This is a genomic window from Mycobacterium genavense ATCC 51234, assembly GCF_000526915.1.
GTDB classification, from domain to species: Bacteria; Actinomycetota; Actinomycetes; order Mycobacteriales; family Mycobacteriaceae; genus Mycobacterium; species Mycobacterium genavense.
On sequence record NZ_JAGZ01000003.1, the window covers coordinates 294,403 to 311,674 of the forward strand.

Consider the following 17,272-nt stretch of genomic DNA (forward strand, 5'->3'; position numbering starts at 1 on the left):
GGTTCACGGCAGCGTGAGGATCTCGGCGGCGGTGTCGGTGACCAGCAGGGTGTGCTCGAACTGCGCGGTCCACTTGCGGTCCTTGGTGACCACGGTCCACCCGTCGTCCCAGATCTCGTAGTCCAGCGCGCCGAGATTGATCATCGGCTCGATGGTGAACGTCATTCCCGGCTGAATCTCGGTGGTGACCGACGACTGGTCGTAGTGCAGCACGACCAGTCCGTTGTGGAAGGTGGTGCCGATTCCGTGTCCAGTGAAGTCGCGAACTACGTTGTACCCGAACCGGTTTGCGTATGCCTCGATGACACGGCCGACGACTGACAGCGCCCGCCCGGGTTTGACGGCGTTGATCGCCCGCATCGTCGCCTCCCGGGTCCGCTCGACGAGCAGCCGGTGTTCCTCGGACACATCGCCGGCCAAAAACGTCGCGTTGGTGTCACCGTGCACGCCGTCGATGTAGGCGGTCACGTCGATGTTGACGATGTCGCCGTCCTCGATCACCGTCGAGTCGGGGATGCCGTGGCAGATCACCTCATTGAGCGACGTGCAGCACGACTTCGGGTAGCCCTTGTAGCCCAGCGTCGAGGGGTAGGCGCCGTGGTCGATCATGTATTCGTGGGCGATGCGGTCGAGTTGGTCGGTCGTGACCCCGGGGGCAACGGCCTTGCCGGCCTCCTGCAGCGCGGCGGCCGCGATCCGGCCCGCGACGCGCATCTTCTCGATCACCTCGGGTGTCTGCACCCACGGCTCGGTGCCCTCCTTGGCCGTCGGCTTCCAGGCGTACTCGGGCCGCGGGATGCGGTTGGGCACCGGCAGAGTCGGGGACAACACGCCGGGCGAAAGCGCGGTGCGAACAGGCATCCCACTAGCTTAATCGCAGGCCGCGCACCTACGTCGGCCGTCGAGTGTGTAGTGACGCTGGCGAGTGTGCAACGAGGACGCCCTCGATGCACACCCCTGGGCCGTCAGGCTCCGCGGCGGTGCAGCAGCGAGCGGCGTGGTCCCCGGATCGTCACCGACCCGCACACCACCCGCCCCGTCAGCACCACATGCGGCCTGCCCTCGCCGGGGGTATCCTTGCGCCGGTCGCGGGCGCTGCCGCCGTAGACCTCGACGTCGTCGATCGAGGCGCTGGCGCCATCCGGTAACCAGATATCGACCCAGCCGAACCGGACGTCGAGCTCGATGACCACCACCGGCCCGGCGAACCGGGCCTTGGTGAGCTCGAGTTTGACCGACCCCAGCCGGCGCACCAGCGCTAACCGGGTGGGCACCGTCCATTCGCCGTGGCGGCGCAGCGATCCGGCCCAGCCGCGCAGTTCGATCCGGTCGGCCGCCGAGGTGACGATCGCGCCGGGCCCGGGCAGGTCTCCGACCAGGCCGTCCAACTCGCCCTGGGTGCGCGCGTAGGACACCCGCGACGAGCGCTGTTCGAACTCGTCGATATCGATCAGCCCGAGCGCAACCGCGTTGTGCACTCGGCGCATCGTCCCATTGCGGTCCGCGTCGGACACGCGCAACGTCACCATGTCCCCGCCGGTATCCGTCATGTTCGCAATTTACCGCTGTTGTGGCCCCAGCGAGCCAGCGCTCAGGCCAGATAACCGGGCGGCATCGACTCGAACATGAACTTGGTCATCCGGACCGCCCACTCCGAGCTGCCGCCCCCAACGATCAGCGCCGCGAACGCCAGATCGCCCCGGTATCCAGCGAACCAGGAGTGCGATCCGCCCGGGAACTCCGCCTCCCCGGTCTTCCCGTAGATCTCGCCGCAGCCGTTGATCTCCTTGGCGGTCCCGTTGGTCACCACCAGCCGCATCATCGGGCGCAGCGCATCGATCATCTTCGGGCTGATCGGGGTGCTGTCGCCCTCGACCGTCGTCGGGTGCCCTGCAATCAATTGCGGCACAGGCGTTTTCCCGGCGGCGACGGTGGCCGCGACCAGGGCCATGCCGAACGGACTGGCCAGCACCCGGCCCTGACCGAAGCCGTCCTCGGTGCGCTCGGCCAGGTCGACCGTCGGCGGCACCGACCCGGTGACGGTGGTGATGCCGTCGACGGTGTAGTCGAGCCCGATCCCGTACTGGGACGCCGTCTGGGTCAGACCCCGGGGCGGCATCTTGCTGCTCAGCTCGGCAAACGTGGTGTTGCACGAACTGGCGAACGCGCGTGACATCGACACCACGCCCAGGTCGAAGCCGCCGTAGTTCGGCACCGTGCGGTGCCCGATGTCGATATGGCCCGGGCACCCGACCATCGAGTTCGGCGTGGCCATGTCACGGTCGACGGCCGCGCCGGCGGTGATCATCTTGAACGTCGACCCGGGCGGAAACAGGCCGTTGGTGGCGGGCAGCCCGTCGGCGTCGGCCGCGCCGTTCTGGGCGATCGCTAGGATCTCCCCCGTCGACGGCTTGATCGCGACGATCATCGCCTTGCCGCCGTTGTTGTCCACCGCGCGCTGGGCGGCGTTCTGCACCACCCGGTCCAGGGTGATCGACACCGACGGGGCCGGCGCGCCCTCGACCTCGTGCAGCACCGCGACGTCGACGTTGTTCTGGTTGACGCTGACCACCCGCCAGCCGGCCTGACCGTCGAGTTCGTCGATCACGGCCTTCTTGACCTCGCTGATGACGGCGGGCGCGAAATGTGGGTCGGTCGGCAACATGTCGGCCTGGGGGGTGACCACGATGCCGGGCAGTCTGCCGATGATCGGAAACACCTTGTCGTTGTCGACGGGCAGCAGCGTGACACCCAGGTCCACCTGGTCGGTGGTCGAGCTGGCCCGCTCGGCCAGCAGCTGCGGGTCGGTCAGCGTGTCGTTGAACGGCCGCAGCACGTCGACGATCGAGTGGGTGGTGAAGCTCAGCGACTGCGGCGGTCCGGCTTTGCTGGCGTCCAGCGTGTAGTGGTAGCGGTAGCCCGGTGCCAGCACATCGCTGCCGCCGAGTTCGTTCACCGACGCGCGCCGGGGGGCGTCGGCCCGCAACGCGAAGGTCTGATGCTCGCCCAGCTTGGGATGCAGGCCGCCGGGCGTCCATCGGACCTCCCAGCGCCCCTCGTCGCGGGCCATCTTCAGCTGGCCGTCATAGCTCCACATCCGATTCTTGGGCAGGTGCCAGCTGAACCGATAGTTGACCGTGCCGGTGTCCTCGGCGTACTTGGAGCCGAGGATCTGCGCGTCCAGGTGGGTCGCCTGCAACCCGGCCCAGGCCGCGTTGAGCGCCTCGCGGGCCTCGTTGGGGTTGTCGCTGAGTTGGGCGGCCGTCGCAGTGTCACCGACGGCCAAGGCGCGGAAGAACTTCTCCGCCGCGGGGCCCGGGCCGTCGGGCCGCGGGGTGCATCCGGCCAGCGCGGTGGCCGCGACGAGCAGCAGGACCCCGGCGGCCGAAACAACTGATACTGATGAGGTTTTTGTGGCCATCGTTGCTGATGTTAAGAAGGTGGGGCCCCGCACCGACGTCGACACACCGAGACCCAACCGTGATGTGGCGCGTGCTGCCGCGATTCCCGGGTACCTCGAACTCAATACCGCGACAGTTCAGGGAGACGGGAATGGCGCGCGACACGCGAGGACCGAACGAGACCGACAACCTGCGCCGGGTCAGCGTCAGCCCGCCGCGGTGGCGCAAGGGTCGATGGCTGCTGGTTGCCGAGGCCTTCGTTGTCGCGATCGTCGGATTGGCGGGGGTCGTTCTCGTTGCGCCCGACGGGGCCACGTTCTCGCTGGCCGGTATCCCGTTGACCCCGACACTGAGCTGGGTGCTGATGAGCCTGGGCGCGGCGGCGGCCGGGTCGGCGACGCATCGACGCCTGGCGTTGCTGTTCTGTGCCGTCACCGCGACGACCGCGCTCGGGTTCGTGATCGTGGCCGCGATGGCCGGTGCTCAGCACGCCCCCGGACCGATGGGATTCACCCCGGCGGCCATCCTGGGGTGGGCGGTGGTGTTCTGCTACAACTTCGCCCTCGGCTTCTGGTTGATCCCCGACCACATCGAGGGTCCCGCGTGGGTGCCGCGGCTCCGGGGCCGCTCCGGCGACGCCACGCGGCGGCGTGGCTGAGGGGTACCGCTAGTCCAGCAGGACGGTGGCGAAGGTGCCGACCTCGGCGAAGCCCACCCGCGCGTAGGCGGCCCGGGCCACCTCATTGAAGTCATTCACGTACAGGCTGGCGATGCGCCCGCTGCCCACGATCACGGCGGCCAGCATCGCGGTGCCCCGGGCGCCGAGCCCCATCCCGCGCCACTCCGGGTGCACCCACACGCCCTGGATCTGGCCGACCGCGGGCGATTGCGACCCGACCTCGGCCTTGAAGACGACCTGGCCCTGCTCGAACCGGGCCCACGCCCGCCCGGCCGCGATCAGGCTGGCCACCCGGCGGCGGTAGCCGCGGCCGCCGTCGCCGAGCCGCGGGTCGATGCCGACCTCGCCGATGAACATGTCGACCGCGGCCACCAGGTAGGCGTCCAGCTCCTCGGGGCGCACCTGGCGCACCTCGGGGTCGAGGTCACACATCGGGTGTTTGGTCAGCGCCATCAGCGGTTGACGTTCGCGCACGCCTCGCGCCGGGCCCCAGGCCGTTTCGAGCCGTTCCCACATCGGCAGCACCAGGCTGGCCCGCCCGACCAGCGACGAACAGCGACGCGTCCCGCTCATCGCCTCGTCGGCAAACGCGTTCAGGTCGGCCGGCAGCCCGCGCAGCGGGATCAGGTTGGCACCGGCGAAGCACAGCGACTCGTCGGCGACGCGGCGGGTCCACAGCTCGCCGCCGATCGCGCCGGGGTCGATCCCGTGATCGGCGACCCGAGAGGCGACCATGCAGGACGCGATCGGGTCCTCGTCCAGTACCCGCCACGCGGCGGCGGCGTCGCGCACCACGGACACCCGTCTGTCGCCGACCAGGCGAAACAGGGGCGGAGCCGACATCTGGCGAACTCTCTGTGGTGCGAACCGAAGGGGCCAGTAAGAGAGAACTGGTCTTATCAGCTTACGGTCACAATTGGCGAACCGCTCGCTGTTGCGTCAGGACCGTTACCCTTTTCGTCGGCCAACCGCATGGCCTCTTCGATCAGCGTCTCGACGATCTGGGCCTCCGGAACGGTCTTGATCACCTCGCCGCGAACGAATATCTGCCCCTTGCCATTTCCGGAGGCGACGCCGAGGTCGGCTTCGCGGGCCTCTCCGGGACCGTTGACGACGCAGCCCATCACCGCGACCCGCAGCGGCACGTCGAGCCCGTCCAGTCCCGCGGAGACCGCGTTGGCCAGGGTGTAGACGTCGACCTGGGCGCGACCGCAGGACGGGCACGAGACGATCTCCAGCCCCCGCGGGCGCAGGTTCAGCGACTCGAGAATCTGGATGCCGACCTTGACTTCCTCGACCGGCGGCGCCGACAGCGACACCCGGATGGTGTCGCCGATGCCCCGGCTCAGCAGGGCGCCGAACGCCACCGCCGACTTGATGGTGCCCTGGAAGGCCGGTCCGGCCTCGGTCACCCCGAGGTGCAGCGGGTAATCGCATTGGGCGGCCAACTGCTCGTAGGCGGCGACCATCACGACGGGGTCGTTGTGCTTGACGCTGATCTTGATGTCGGAAAAGCCGTGCTCCTCGAACAGCGAGGCCTCCCACAGCGCCGACTCGACCAGCGCCTCGGGCGTGGCCTTGCCGTAGCGCTCCATAAACCGCTTGTCCAGCGAGCCGGCGTTGACGCCGATGCGGATCGGGATGCCGGCCGCGCCGGCGGCCTTGGCGACCTCGCCGACCCGGCCGTCGAACTCCTTGATGTTGCCCGGATTGACCCGCACCGCGGCACAGCCCGCGTCGATCGCGGCGAAGATGTACTTCGGCTGGAAGTGGATGTCGGCGATCACCGGGATCTGGCTGTGCCGGGCGATCTCGGCCAGCGCGTCGGCATCCTCCTGGCGCGGGCAGGCCACCCGGACGATGTCGCAGCCGGCCGCGGTCAGCTCGGCGATCTGCTGCAGCGTCGTGTTGACATCGTGGGTTTTGGTGGTGCACATCGACTGCACCGAAATCGGCGAATCGCTGCCGACCCCGACGTCGCGAACCATCAATTGGCGCGTTTCGCGCCGGGGCGCAAGCGTGGGCGCCGGCGCTTCCGGCATGCCCAGGCCTATGTCCACGGTTCGGATTCCTTCGGTTGTTACTGGAAGAGCCTGATCGGGTTGACCAGGTCGGCGGTCACGGTCAGCAGCATGTAACCGACCACGAACACCAAGACCACATAGGTCGCCGGCATCAGTTTGAGGTAGTTCACCGGCGCCGCCGCCACCATGCCGCGGGCCGACCGGATCAGGTTGCGGATCTTCTCGTACACCGCGACGGCGATGTGACCGCCGTCGAACGGCAGCAGCGGCAGCAGGTTGATCGCGCCCAGGATCAAGTTCAGCTGCGCCAGGAAGAACCAGAACGCCACCCACAGCCCGTGGTCGACGGTGTCGCCGCCGATGATGCTGGCCCCGACGACGCTCATCGGGGTCTGCGGGTCGCGCTGTCCGCCGCCGATCGCGTGCACCAGCGCACCGACCTTGGTCGGGATCGCGACCAGCGCCTTGCCCACCTCGGCGGTCAGGTCGCCGGTGAACGCGAAGGTGGCGGGGATGGCGCCGAGCACGCCGTAGTGCGTGGGCGCGACTTTGACGGCGCCGACGCCGATCGCGCCGACGGTCGAGGCGGCCGGCTTGGCGTCCGGCCCGCTGTTTATGTACCGCTGCGTTTGGGTGATGTCGACGTAGGCGGTGATCGGCGTGCCGTTTCGCTCGACGACGACCGGGACGGTGCCGTGCAGCTTGCGGATCGCGGCGGCCATGTCGTCGAAGGTGGACACCTTGGTGTCACCGACCTTGACCACGACGTCGCCGGGGCGGATGCCGGCCAGCGCGGCCGGTCCGGGACCCGTGCAGTCCCCGATCTTGCCCGGCGCGACTTCTGGTGCGACACAAGCTGTTTCGCCGACGATGGCCTGGGTGGGCGGGTGCAGGTTGGGCAGCCCCCAGATCAGCGCGATCACGTAGATCAGGGCCACACAGATGACGAAGTTCATGCCCGGGCCGGCGAACAGCACCGCCACCCGCTTCCACGTCGTCTGCTTGTACATGGCCCGGTCGGTCTCGTCCGGCGCCAGCTCCTCGATCGGGGTCATCCCAGCGATGTCGCAGAAGCCGCCCAGCGGCACGGCCTTGACGCCGTACTCGGTCTCGCCGCGACGGGTCGACCACAGCGTGGGGCCGAACCCGACGAAATAGCGACGCACCTTCATGCCGGTGGCACGCGCCACCCACATGTGGCCGCACTCGTGCAGAGCCACCGAGATCAGGATGGCCAGCGCGAACAGCACAATGCCGATTGCGAACATCATCAGCCGCTAGGACCTTTCTAAGACCATGGTGGCGACCGCGCGCTGCGCTCGCTCCCGCGCCCAACGCTGCGCGTCTAGTACCTCATCCACGTTAGCCGGTGTTACGGCCCATTGGTCGGCGGCGCTCAGCACGTCGGCGATTGTTCTGACGATGGCCGCAAAGCCGATGCCGCCCCGCAAAAACGCCGCCACGGCTTCTTCATTGGCGGCGTTGTAGACCGCGGGCATGCAGCCGCCGGTCTCGCCGGCGTGCCGGGCCAGCTCGACGGCGGCGAAAACGTCGCTGTCCAGCGGCTCGAATTCCCAGGTAGAAGCGGTGGTGAAGTCGCAATGCGCGGCCGCTCCCGGCACCCGGCGCGGCCAGCCCAGCGCCAGCGAGATGGGCAGCTTCATGTCCGGGGGGCTGGCCTGGGCGATCGTGGAGCCGTCGATGAACGTGACCATTGAATGAACAATCGACTGGGGGTGCACGACGACCTCGATGCGGTCATAGGGCACCCCGAACAGCAGATGGGTTTCGATGAGCTCGAGCCCCTTGTTCACCAGCGACGCCGAGTTCAGGGTGTTCATCGGGCCCATCGACCAGGTCGGATGCGCGCCGGCCTGGTCGGGTGTGACGGCCTCGAGGTCGGCGGCGGACCAGCCGCGAAACGGTCCGCCTGAGGCGGTCAGCACTAGCTTGGCGACCTCGTCGGGATCGCCGCCACGCAGGCACTGGGCCAGCGCGGAATGCTCGGAATCCACCGGCACGATCTGCCCCGGTCGCGCCGCCGCCAGAACCAGCGGACCGCCGGCGATCAGCGATTCCTTGTTGGCCAGCGCCAGCCGGGCGCCCGAGTGCAGGGCCGCCAGGGTGGGCCGCAGGCCCAGCGCCCCGACCAGCGCGTTGAGGACGACGTCGGCCTCGGTTTCCTCGACCAACCGGGTGACCGCGTCGGGGCCACTGAAAGGCACGTCTTGCAGCGCCGCGGCGGCGCGCTCGTCGGCGACGGCGATGTTGGTCACCCCGGTCTCGGCGCGCTGACGGGCCAAGATGTCCGGGTTCGACCCGCCGGCCGCCAGCCCGACCACCTCGAAGCGGTCCGGGTTGGCGGCGATGACCTCCAGCGCCTGGGTGCCGATGGAGCCGGTGCTGCCCAACACCAGCACCCGGATGGGGCGGTCGGCGCCCGCGTCGGTCGTCGGGAAATTCACCCACTCATTGTGCCGCCCGGCGGGTCGTACGGGCCATGCCCGCAGCCGTGCCGACCCGTCACGGCATGTGCCAGAATCTGTGATCGAGAAGACGATCCGATCCGAAGGGAACCGCCGTGGCCAGTACCGAGGTGGAGCACTGCACCGGCGTCGACCCGGCCGAGGTGCCATCCGCCGCGTGGGGATGGAGCAAGATCAACGTGCGCACCTGGCACGGCTTCGGCATCTTCGCCGTCCTGTTCCTGCTGGCGATGCTGCGCGGCAGTCACGTCGGCCACGTCGAGGACAACTTCCTGATCGGGTTCGCCGTCCTGGCGCTGGTCATCCTGATCCGCGACATGTGGGGCCGTCGGCGCGGCTGGATCCGCTAGCTCAACGCCGCGCCCGTCGCTGCCAGGCGCTCACCAGCGCGGCGGCCACCAGCGCGACCAGCGCCACCAGCCACGGCCACACGCCGTGTTCGTGCACCCAGCCGGCCAGCACGCCCTGCAGCCGCCCGGCTGCGACGATCACCGCGTCCCGGGGACCTGCCGCGGTGTTCAACAGCCGCAATTCGTAGCAGCCGTAGTAGCCGACGTACAGCCCGACCAGCACCAGCAGCGCCCCGCCGATCCGATTGACGAACGGCAGGATGCGCCGCAGCCGATCGGCCAGCGCCGAGCTCGCGGTCGCGGCGGCGACGGCGAGGACGCCGACGACCAGGGTCAGGCCCGCCACATAGGCCAGATAGACCGACACGCCCGTGACGACCGACCCGCTGCGCAGGCCCGCCGCCGTGACCGCCAGAAACGGTCCGATCGTGCACGACAGCGAGGCAACCGCGTAGCTGACCCCGTAGCCGTACATGCCGGTCAGTCGCGTCGGCGCCCACCGTGGCCCCAGCGGCCGGGGCGTCAGCGCGGTCAGTTCCCGACCCGACAGCAGCCAAATCCCCAGTGCGACAAGCACAATGCCGATCGCCACGGTGGCATACGGCAGGTACCGCTGCACGCTCGTGGCTGCCGAGATGGTCAACGCGGCGGACACCGCGAACACGGTCACGAAGCCGAGTGCCATGCCGGTGGTGGCGGCCAGCCCGCGCGCCACCCCGGCGAGCGGGCGTTGCCCGGTGTGCTGGCCGCACACCACCAGCAGCAGGTAGGCGGGCAGCATCGCGAACCCGCACGGGTTCACCGCGGCCACCAACCCGGCGGCGAATGCCAGACCGACGAGGCCCTGGTTCACTTCAGCGCGGCAACCCGACCGGCCAATTCCTGCTGGGACATCGCCGAGGTGGGGTTGTTGACGAACGTGGAGCTGCCGTCCGCCCGTTAGAACACGTACGCCGGCTGCCAGCGCACGTTGTAGCGGGCCCAGATCGAGCCGTCGGCGTCGTTGAGGTTGGTGGAGTTCAGGCCGTACTTGGAGACAAACCCCTGTTCCGCGCCGACGTCGGAGTGCCCGGCGATGCCGACGAAGGTCACGCCCGGGTTGGCGGCGGCCACCTGGGCCACTCCGGGGGCTTCGGCGTTGCAGAACGGGCAGAACGGCGCCCAGAACCACAGCACCGCCGGTTTCCCTTGCAGGCTGGCGCCGTTGAACGGCGCACCGGACAGCGTGGTTCCGGTGAACTGCAGCCGATCGTCGGCGGCCCGCGCCCGGGGTGCGGCGGTCGATATCAGGGCGACCGCGACCAGGCCCGTCACGATGGCCGCGGCAAACATCCTGAAGCGCGAAGAAAAGCGAATCGTCATGCCAGCCCCCTTTGCTGGACTCCTGCCTGGAAACACGGCGCAGCCGACCGCCCGGTTCAGGCCTACCCGCCTTCGGCGGCCAGCTGTCCGCAGGCGGTGTTGATCTCGCGGCCCCGCGTGTCGCGGACCGTGCAGGAGACGCCCTTTGCCCGGACCCGCCGGACGAACTCGCGCTCGACGTCCTTGGGGCTGGCGTCCCAACCGCTGCCTGGCGTCGGGTTGAGCGGAATGAGGTTCACGTGCACCAACGGCCCCAGCGCGGCGTGCAGTCGCGTGCCGAGCAGGTCGGCCCGCCAGGGCTAGTCGTTGACGTCGCGAATCAGGGCGTACTCGATCGACACCCGCCGGCCCGTCACATCGCCGTAGTAGCGCGCGGCCTCCAGCGCCTCGCCGACCTTCCAGCGGTTGTTGACCGGAACCAGGGTGTCGCTGCAGCGCGTCGTCAGGGGCGTGCAGCGACAACGCCAGCGTCACGCCCAGGCGTTCGTCGGCGAGCTTGCGGATCGCCGGGGCCAGGCCAACCGTCGACACCGTCACCGACCGGGCCGAGATGCCGAACCCGTGCGGCGGCGCCTCGGTGATGCGCCGCACCGCGGCCAGCACCCGGGCGTAGTTGGCCAGCGGCTCCCCCATGCCCATGAACACGACGTTCGACAGCCGATCGCCGAACTCGTCGCGCAGCACCACCGCGGCGGCGCGCACCTGTTCGACGATCTCGGCGGTCGACAGGTTGCACGTCAATCCGCCCTGGCCGGTCGCGCAGAACGGGCACGCCATGCCGCAGCCCGCCTGCGACGAGATGCACACGGTGTTGCGCTGCGGGTAGCGCAACAGGACCGACTCGAAGGTGGTGCCAGCAGGGTCGTTGACGGCCCGCCACAACGTCTTTCGCGTCTGACCGGCATCACAGGTGATCTCGGCGGCGACGGTGAGCAGGTTCGGGAATCGTCTCGGCAATCACGTCGCGCACGGCCGCCGGCAGGTCGGTCATCTGCCGCGGATCGGCGATCAGCCGCCCGTAGTACTGCGCGGCGTGCTGCTTGGCCCGAAACACCGGCAAGCCCAGCTCTGCGACGGCCGACGCCCGGCCCCCCGCGTCGAGGTCGGCGAGGTGCCGCGGCGGCCGTTCCGCGCGCGGTTCTTCGAACACCAGTTGTTGGACCATGACCCGTCCAGTATCGGTCAGCCGGGCAGCAGCGTGAGCACGATCCAGGCCGCGACCGCCGAGGGCAGCACACCGTCGAGCCGATCCATCAAGCCGCCGTGGCCGGGCAGCAGCCGCCCCATGTCTTTGATGCCGAGGTCCCGCTTCACCTGGGACTCGATCAGGTCGCCGAGCGTGCAGGTGAGCACCAGCACCACCCCCAGCAACACGCCCACCCACGGCTCCTTGCCCGCCAAAAACGTCGCGGTCAGGGTCGTCGCGGTGATCCCGCACACCAACGAGCCGACGAATCCCTCCCAGGACTTCTTGGGGGAGATCGCCGGGACCATCGGGTGCTTGCCCCACAACGCCCCCACGGCATACCCGCCGGTATCGGAAGCAACGACGGTGATCATCAGGCAGAACACCCGTCCCGCGCCGTCGTGGGAGTAGACGAGCATCGCACCGAACGACGCGAACAACGGCACCCAGGCGGCCAGTAAAATCGTGGCCGAGGCGTCGCGCAGATAGTTCGACGACGAGCCGGCAGCGGAGTCGCTGCGGCCGGGATCCGGCATGAACAGCCGCCAGATCATGCACACCACGACCATCGCGCCGAAACCGGCCACCGCACCCGCGGCGTGGTACGGCCAGGTCAGCCAGATGGTCAGCTGACCTCCGGCCAGCAGCGGAATGACCGGAATGATGTAGCCGGCCTCGCGCAGCCGGCGCACCACCTCGTGGCTGGCCACGAGAATCGCGATGGCGACGATCAGGACCCAGAAGCGCGGGGCGAACACCAGCGTCGCGACGAGCAACCCGCCGATCGCCGCGCCCACCGCGATCGCGGCGGGCAGATCGCGTCCGGCCCGCGACGTCTTCTTCGCCGGTTGCTGCAGCGTCTTTCTTGCGGCCCGCGCAGGCTGGTCGGACGGGGTGCCAGGGCCGGCGTCGGAGGTTGCCACTGATTCGGTTGCTGAGCGGCCCTAGACCTCCAGCAGCTCGCCTTCTTTGTGCTTGACCAGTTCGTCGATCTGGTTGACGTACTGCTGGGTGGTTTTGTCCAGGTCCTTCTCGGCACGTCCGACCTCGTCCTCGCCGGCCTCGCCGTCCTTGCGGATCCGGTGCAGTTCTTCCATCGACTTGCGACGGATGTTGCGCACCGAAACCTTTGCGTCCTCCCCCTTGCCCTTGGCCTGCTTGACGAGCTCCCGTCGGCGCTCCTCGGTCAGCTGCGGTACCGCCACCCGAATCAGGGTGCCGTCGTTGGTCGGGTTCACCCCGAGGTCGGAGTTGCGAATCGCGGTCTCGATGGCGTGCAGCTGGCTGGCCTCGTACGGCTTGATGACGACCAGCCGCGCCTCCGGGACGTTGATGCTGGCCAGCTGGGTGATCGGCGTGGTCGTGCCGTAGTAGTCGATGACGATCCGGGAGAACATGCCCGGGTTGGCGCGGCCGGTTCGGATGGTCGACAGTTCGTCACGGGCCACCGACACTGCCTTCTCCATTTTCTCTTCAGCGTCGAAGAGAGCCTCATCTATCATTTGCGCCGCTCCTCCCCATCACGTGCTCTGCGTCGTCGCGAGCGCGGATCATTCGCGTCTTTACCTCAATTGGTGACCAGTGTTCCGATCTTCTCACCAGCGACCGCCCGAGCGATATTGCCGTTGGTCAGCAGGTTGAACACCAGGATCGGCATGCCATTGTCCATACACAGACTGAACGCGGTGGCATCGGCCACCCGCAGCCCCCGGTCGATGACCTCCCGGTGGCTGATCTCGGCGAGCAGCTCGGCGTCGGGGTTCACCCGCGGGTCCTCGGTGAACACGCCGTCGACGGCCTTGGCCATCAGCACCACGTCGGCGCCGATCTCCAGCGCGCGCTGCGCCGCGGTCGTGTCGGTGGAGAAGTACGGCAGCCCCATGCCGGCGCCGAAGATGACCACGCGGCCCTTCTCCAGGTGCCGCACGGCCCGCAACGGGATGTAGGGCTCCGCCACCTGGCCCATCGTGATCGCGGTCTGCACCCGGGTGTCGATGCCCTCCTTCTGCAGGAAGTCCTGCAGCGCAAGGCTGTTCATCACGGTGCCGAGCATGCCCATGTAGTCCGAGCGGGTGCGCTCCATGCCGCGCTGCTGCAGTTGTGCGCCACGGAAGAAGTTGCCACCGCCGATCACGACGGCGACCTGGACGCCGTCGCGGACCACCTCGGCGATCTGGCGGGCCACCTGGGCCACCACGTCGGGATCCAGCCCAACCTGGCCGCCGCCGAACATCTCGCCACCGAGCTTGAGCAATACCCGCGAATACTTGGCGCGCGGCTGGTCGCCGTCGGGTGAAGAGGTCGGCACGCCGTTGGTGCTGGTGGGCTCGGCCTGTGTCATCAGACTCCTCGCATGACAGTGCCATCCCAGGCTCGACGGCACAACCACCCCACCCGGAACGACAGTTCATATCCTGCCCCATCGCAGCACAATCTGGCGCCAACGGGGTGGATTATTTGCGCCGCTGGCGAGCCGGGTCGCCGTCGCGGGGCGTAGGCGCAGGTCAGCCTCGGATGCGCCGCAATGGCGACTTTGCTTCCGGCGTCAGATGTTTGAGCGGGAGACGGCCCGGGAATCCGCACCGACGCGGCGGGGAAATCGCGGTCTTGAGAAGAAGGGCTGGAGCGCGCCGTAAACGATCACCAGGAGCCAACGCATGTCGGACAAAGAAAACTCTGGACCCGCCGAAGCCGTCAAGGGCGTCGTCGAAGACGTCAAGGGCAAGGTCAAGGAGGCTGCCGGCGCGCTGGCCGGTCGCGACGACCGCACCCGCGAAGGCCAGGCCCAGCAGGACAAGGCGGAGGCCCAGCGCGACGCGGCAAAGAAGGAAGCCGAAGCGGAGGCCGCGCGCGGCGCAGCCGAGGTAACCGAGCAACGCCAAAAGGCCAACCAGTAGCTTGAATCGAGGATGGGTCCGGCCCGTATTGACGGGCCGGACCCGTCGACTTTTCCGGGCTCGTTACGGGTCCACGCCGGCAAACGCATCTCCACCACCCGCCCGATTCAACGGTCATTCACCCGAACGCGAGCAACAAAGAAGGCATAGATGACTACTGAATGGGGTACTCAGCGCTGCGCTGGCGGCCACCTCCCTGAGGTGCCGACGCGGTCGGGGGCGGCGACAGACCCTCATGAGGTTTGGAGATGTCTTTGGACGTGCTACTGCTTTCCAATGCCGACGATTTCGCGGCGGCTTTACCCACGCTCGGATCGTTGACGCAAACGATTCGCCGCGTCCCGCTCTCCGACCAGCTCGACGGCCATCATGACAGTGCCGATGTGGCGATCATCGACGCGCGCACGGATCTGGCGGCGGCCCGCAGCGTTTGCCGGGGCCTGACCGCCAGCACGCCGGCACTGGCGGTCGTCACGGTCGTCGCTCCGGCGCACTTCGCGTCGGTGGACGTCGACTGGCGCATCGACGACGTGATGTTGCCCGCCACCGGTGCCGACGAACTCGAGGCGCGGTTGCGCCTGGCGATCAAGCGACGCCGCAGCGCCGTGGACGGCTACTTGAAGTTCGGCGACCTCGTGCTGCACCCGTCGAGTTTCGCCGGGTCGTTGTGCGGCAAAGATCTCAGCCTGACCGTCACCGAGTTCAAGTTGCTGAATTTCCTTGTGCAACATGCCGGTCGAGCATCAGCCGCACCCGGCTGATGCACGAGGTGTGGGGCTACGACTCCAACGGCCGTGTCCGCACCGTCGACGTTCACGTGCGGCGGCTCCGCGCCAAGCTTGGGCCACAACACGAATCGATGATCGACACCGTGCGGAGTGTCGGCTACATGGCGGTGACGCCCCCGGATCCGCAGTGGATCGTCAACGACGCCGCCCCCAGCATCGACCGCAACGGCCGCGCCCATCACTGACTCACGTTGTTGGTCAGCCACTTTCGATCGTCAGGCAAAAAGCGGTAACGCACGCTTGCGCGCCAGGGCATCCATTCCCTGCTGAATGGCGTCTTCGACCTCACGGTACTTGCGCTCGACGTAGTCGTCGTCCTCCGCGCGGTCGGGGTCGTGGTCCAGCTCGACCGGCGGCATGAACCGCGTCCTGATCTTGGCCGGCTGCGGCAGCGCGGCCGGCGCGATGCCCCACGGCAGTGAGACCGCCACCGGAAAAACCTTGAGCCGCAGCAGTCGGTCGAGTCACAGCGCCTTCGACAGCCGATCACCGCGGATCAGCACCGGCATGGCGTCGGCGCCCCCGACCGGCGCGATCGGCACGATCGGCACCCCGGCACGAATCGCCATCTTCACGAAGCCGGTCCGCCCCGCGAGGTTGGCCCGGTCGCGCTCGGTCCACGGCCGCAGCGAATCCACCTCTCCGCCCGGCCATAACGCGACGTCTCGCCCTTCGGCCAGCGCCGTGGCGATGGCGTCCGGGGCGGCGGGAAGCGCACCCATCGAGCGAAAGTAGCGGCCGAACAACGGGATGGCCATCAACGCGTCGTGCGCGGTGCCATGCAGCGTGCGTTCCGGACCGAAGCTCCGCCACCATTGCAGGCCGACGGTCCATGCGTCCCAGACGAACGGGGCACCGGAGTGAATGCCGATGAGCAACGCCGGCGGATCCGGAATGTTCTCCCAGCCGTCGATCTCCATCCGAAACCAATAGTCGACCAACAGATTCCAGGCGAACTTCTGGCGTTGCAGGGTGGTGTCGTCCTGACCGCGCAGGTCCCAGCGGGCGGCTCGGCGCGCCACCCAGCCGCTCAATCCACCGTCCTGATCGTCGCGCTTGACCGCCATCGTCGCGCGGGCCTGCTCGGCGTGCTCGTGGGCTTGTTCGCGTACCGGGGCCGGCCGGTGATCTGTGTAACCCATTTTTGCCGGGTACCCCAAATGAGCCCCGGGCAATTCGCCCGATCACCGGCGAAAAGTCTTTTCCGAAACCGCGATTACGCAGACCTCCCCGCGCCACTGGTCCGTGGCGCGGGGAGGATGTGCGGCGACGACGCCTCAGCGGGCTTAGGTGTTGGCGCGCGCGTTGGGTGCCGGGCTGGGCAGCGCACCGGGTCCCGGGGTGGTCGGCGCCGGTGCCGCGCCGGGCTGCGAGCCGCCCGGCATGTTCGACGTCCAGATCAGGATGTCTTGGGTGCCCTCGTTGTAGGCGACGCCGTTCGGCGGTGCGCCGGTCACGTCGAAGTACAGCGTGCCGGTGGACTCGCTGCCCTGCGGGATCGGCGCCGGGTTGAGGCTGCCCGGGGCGCCGACCTTGTCGATCACCCGGTAGTTCTGGCCGTTAGGCCCGCGGGCGATGAAGTCGTTGACCATCGGGGTGACCAGCCCGCCGTCCGAGCGAACGGTGACGTCGGCCTGGTAAAGCGTGCCCTTCGGCGCGTAGCCCGGGATGGTCACATTGCTGGGCTGCAGGTTGCTCGCCGTGTAGTTGGTGATCAGCGGCCCCGCGACGAGCTGCTAGCTGGTGCCGAAGCCCTGGATGTTGGGCGCCGCCGACGCGGTCGCCGCGGTGAATGCGCTGACCGCGGCAATACCGGCGGCGCCGATCACCGATTTCATAGCCGTAGAAGTGAATTTCATGCTGAATATCCCTTTAGTTGGATCGTTCCGTTTGTTTTCCCCCGCGATGATTCCCTCCGGCACGGGCCAGCACCGCACCATTTCCGTATAGCCAATCCCCTGCGGCCGCAAACATCAGCGCTTTGAGCTGCGGCAACGCCCTTCGCAAATGGCAATCAATGCGCCCCAGAATTCGCATAGACCTCAAAGCCAAGTTGAGCCCCAAATGCCACAGTCGACGATTTCAGCGTGGGAAAAAGA

The 17,272-nt window shown here is 68.3% G+C and carries 14 protein-coding genes and 5 pseudogenes; 4 read left to right on the top strand and 15 right to left on the bottom strand.

Annotation, left to right across the window (positions count from 1 at the left end):
• Nucleotides 1-3: 3 nt before the first annotated feature.
• The 3 genes from map to T428_RS0109105 form a co-directional block, all read right to left on the bottom strand.
• On the bottom strand, nucleotides 4-861 hold the full coding sequence (map, locus tag T428_RS0109095; RefSeq protein ID WP_025736233.1) for a type I methionyl aminopeptidase: 858 nt from the start codon (nucleotides 859-861) through the stop codon (nucleotides 4-6).
• 104 nt (nucleotides 862-965) lie between these two features.
• Nucleotides 966-1,550: a DUF1707 SHOCT-like domain-containing protein gene (locus T428_RS0109100; protein ID WP_025736234.1), complete on the bottom strand. Its 585-nt coding sequence runs from the start codon at nucleotides 1,548-1,550 to the stop codon at nucleotides 966-968.
• Between the two features lie 41 nt (nucleotides 1,551-1,591).
• The gene (locus T428_RS0109105) at nucleotides 1,592-3,421 is read right to left on the bottom strand and encodes a penicillin-binding transpeptidase domain-containing protein (RefSeq protein WP_036467587.1); all 1,830 of its coding nucleotides are present in this window, start codon (nucleotides 3,419-3,421) and stop codon (nucleotides 1,592-1,594) included.
• Nucleotides 3,422-3,552: 131 nt separating this feature from the next.
• On the opposite strand from T428_RS0109105, the gene T428_RS0109110 reads away from it, so the two are divergent.
• Complete coding sequence (locus T428_RS0109110) at nucleotides 3,553-4,059, top strand: hypothetical protein (protein WP_025736236.1); 507 nt, start codon at nucleotides 3,553-3,555, stop codon at nucleotides 4,057-4,059.
• A gap of 9 nt (nucleotides 4,060-4,068) precedes the next feature.
• On the opposite strand, the gene T428_RS0109115 is transcribed toward T428_RS0109110, so the two are convergent.
• The 4 genes from T428_RS0109115 to dxr are packed head-to-tail and all read right to left on the bottom strand — an operon-like array spanning nucleotide 4,069 to nucleotide 8,569.
• Nucleotides 4,069-4,923 carry a GNAT family N-acetyltransferase gene (locus T428_RS0109115; protein ID WP_025736237.1) on the bottom strand — a complete coding sequence of 285 codons (855 nt, stop codon included), beginning with the start codon at nucleotides 4,921-4,923 and terminating at the stop codon, nucleotides 4,069-4,071.
• 56 nt (nucleotides 4,924-4,979) lie between these two features.
• Nucleotides 4,980-6,140 (bottom strand): flavodoxin-dependent (E)-4-hydroxy-3-methylbut-2-enyl-diphosphate synthase, encoded by a 1,161-nt coding sequence (ispG, locus tag T428_RS0109120; protein ID WP_025736238.1) that lies wholly within the window; start codon nucleotides 6,138-6,140, stop codon nucleotides 4,980-4,982.
• A 20-nt stretch (nucleotides 6,141-6,160) separates the two neighbouring features.
• Nucleotides 6,161-7,375: a M50 family metallopeptidase gene (locus tag T428_RS0109125; RefSeq protein WP_025736239.1), complete on the bottom strand. Its 1,215-nt coding sequence runs from the start codon at nucleotides 7,373-7,375 to the stop codon at nucleotides 6,161-6,163.
• A gap of 6 nt (nucleotides 7,376-7,381) precedes the next feature.
• Complete coding sequence (dxr, locus tag T428_RS0109130) at nucleotides 7,382-8,569, bottom strand: 1-deoxy-D-xylulose-5-phosphate reductoisomerase (RefSeq protein WP_036467589.1); 1,188 nt, start codon at nucleotides 8,567-8,569, stop codon at nucleotides 7,382-7,384.
• Between the two features lie 116 nt (nucleotides 8,570-8,685).
• On the opposite strand from dxr, the gene T428_RS0109135 reads away from it, so the two are divergent.
• Nucleotides 8,686-8,940 (top strand): DUF2631 domain-containing protein, encoded by a 255-nt coding sequence (locus T428_RS0109135; RefSeq protein ID WP_025736241.1) that lies wholly within the window; start codon nucleotides 8,686-8,688, stop codon nucleotides 8,938-8,940.
• 1 nt (nucleotide 8,941) lies between these two features.
• On the opposite strand, the gene T428_RS0109140 is transcribed toward T428_RS0109135, so the two are convergent.
• The 6 genes and pseudogenes from T428_RS0109140 to pyrH all read right to left on the bottom strand — a co-directional run bounded on the left by T428_RS0109140 (nucleotide 8,942) and on the right by pyrH (nucleotide 13,829).
• Nucleotides 8,942-9,793, bottom strand: coding sequence for a cytochrome c biogenesis CcdA family protein (locus T428_RS0109140; protein WP_025736242.1), 852 nt, complete (start codon nucleotides 9,791-9,793; stop codon nucleotides 8,942-8,944).
• Nucleotides 9,790-10,302, bottom strand: a pseudogene (gene dsbE, locus T428_RS26750) (disulfide bond-forming protein DsbE). The gene T428_RS0109140 and the pseudogene dsbE overlap by 4 nt, the downstream one beginning before the upstream one ends.
• A 62-nt stretch (nucleotides 10,303-10,364) precedes the next feature.
• Nucleotides 10,365-11,467, bottom strand: a pseudogene (rlmN, locus tag T428_RS26755) (dual-specificity RNA methyltransferase RlmN).
• 17 nt (nucleotides 11,468-11,484) lie between these two features.
• A complete protein-coding gene (locus T428_RS0109170; protein WP_025736246.1) occupies nucleotides 11,485-12,411 on the bottom strand; it encodes a phosphatidate cytidylyltransferase in 927 nt (308 codons plus the stop codon).
• 21 nt (nucleotides 12,412-12,432) lie between these two features.
• Nucleotides 12,433-12,990, bottom strand: a complete 558-nt coding sequence (gene frr, locus T428_RS0109175; protein ID WP_025736247.1) for a ribosome recycling factor — start codon at nucleotides 12,988-12,990, stop codon at nucleotides 12,433-12,435.
• Between the two features lie 65 nt (nucleotides 12,991-13,055).
• Nucleotides 13,056-13,829: a UMP kinase gene (gene pyrH / locus T428_RS0109180; protein WP_025736248.1), complete on the bottom strand. Its 774-nt coding sequence runs from the start codon at nucleotides 13,827-13,829 to the stop codon at nucleotides 13,056-13,058.
• 316 nt (nucleotides 13,830-14,145) lie between these two features.
• Between pyrH and mbp1 the strand changes: the two genes are divergently transcribed.
• On the top strand, nucleotides 14,146-14,385 hold the full coding sequence (mbp1, locus tag T428_RS0109185; protein WP_025736249.1) for a microaggregate-binding protein 1: 240 nt from the start codon (nucleotides 14,146-14,148) through the stop codon (nucleotides 14,383-14,385).
• A 248-nt stretch (nucleotides 14,386-14,633) separates the two neighbouring features.
• Nucleotides 14,634-15,358, top strand: a pseudogene (locus T428_RS26760) (winged helix-turn-helix domain-containing protein).
• 30 nt (nucleotides 15,359-15,388) lie between these two features.
• Here the strand turns inward: T428_RS26760 and T428_RS26765 are convergent.
• Both T428_RS26765 and T428_RS26770 read right to left on the bottom strand, forming a co-directional pair.
• Nucleotides 15,389-16,315 (bottom strand): annotated as a pseudogene (locus tag T428_RS26765) (lysophospholipid acyltransferase family protein).
• Nucleotides 16,316-16,459: 144 nt separating this feature from the next.
• Nucleotides 16,460-17,032, bottom strand: a pseudogene (locus T428_RS26770) (MPT63 family protein).
• Nucleotides 17,033-17,272 lie beyond the last annotated feature (240 nt).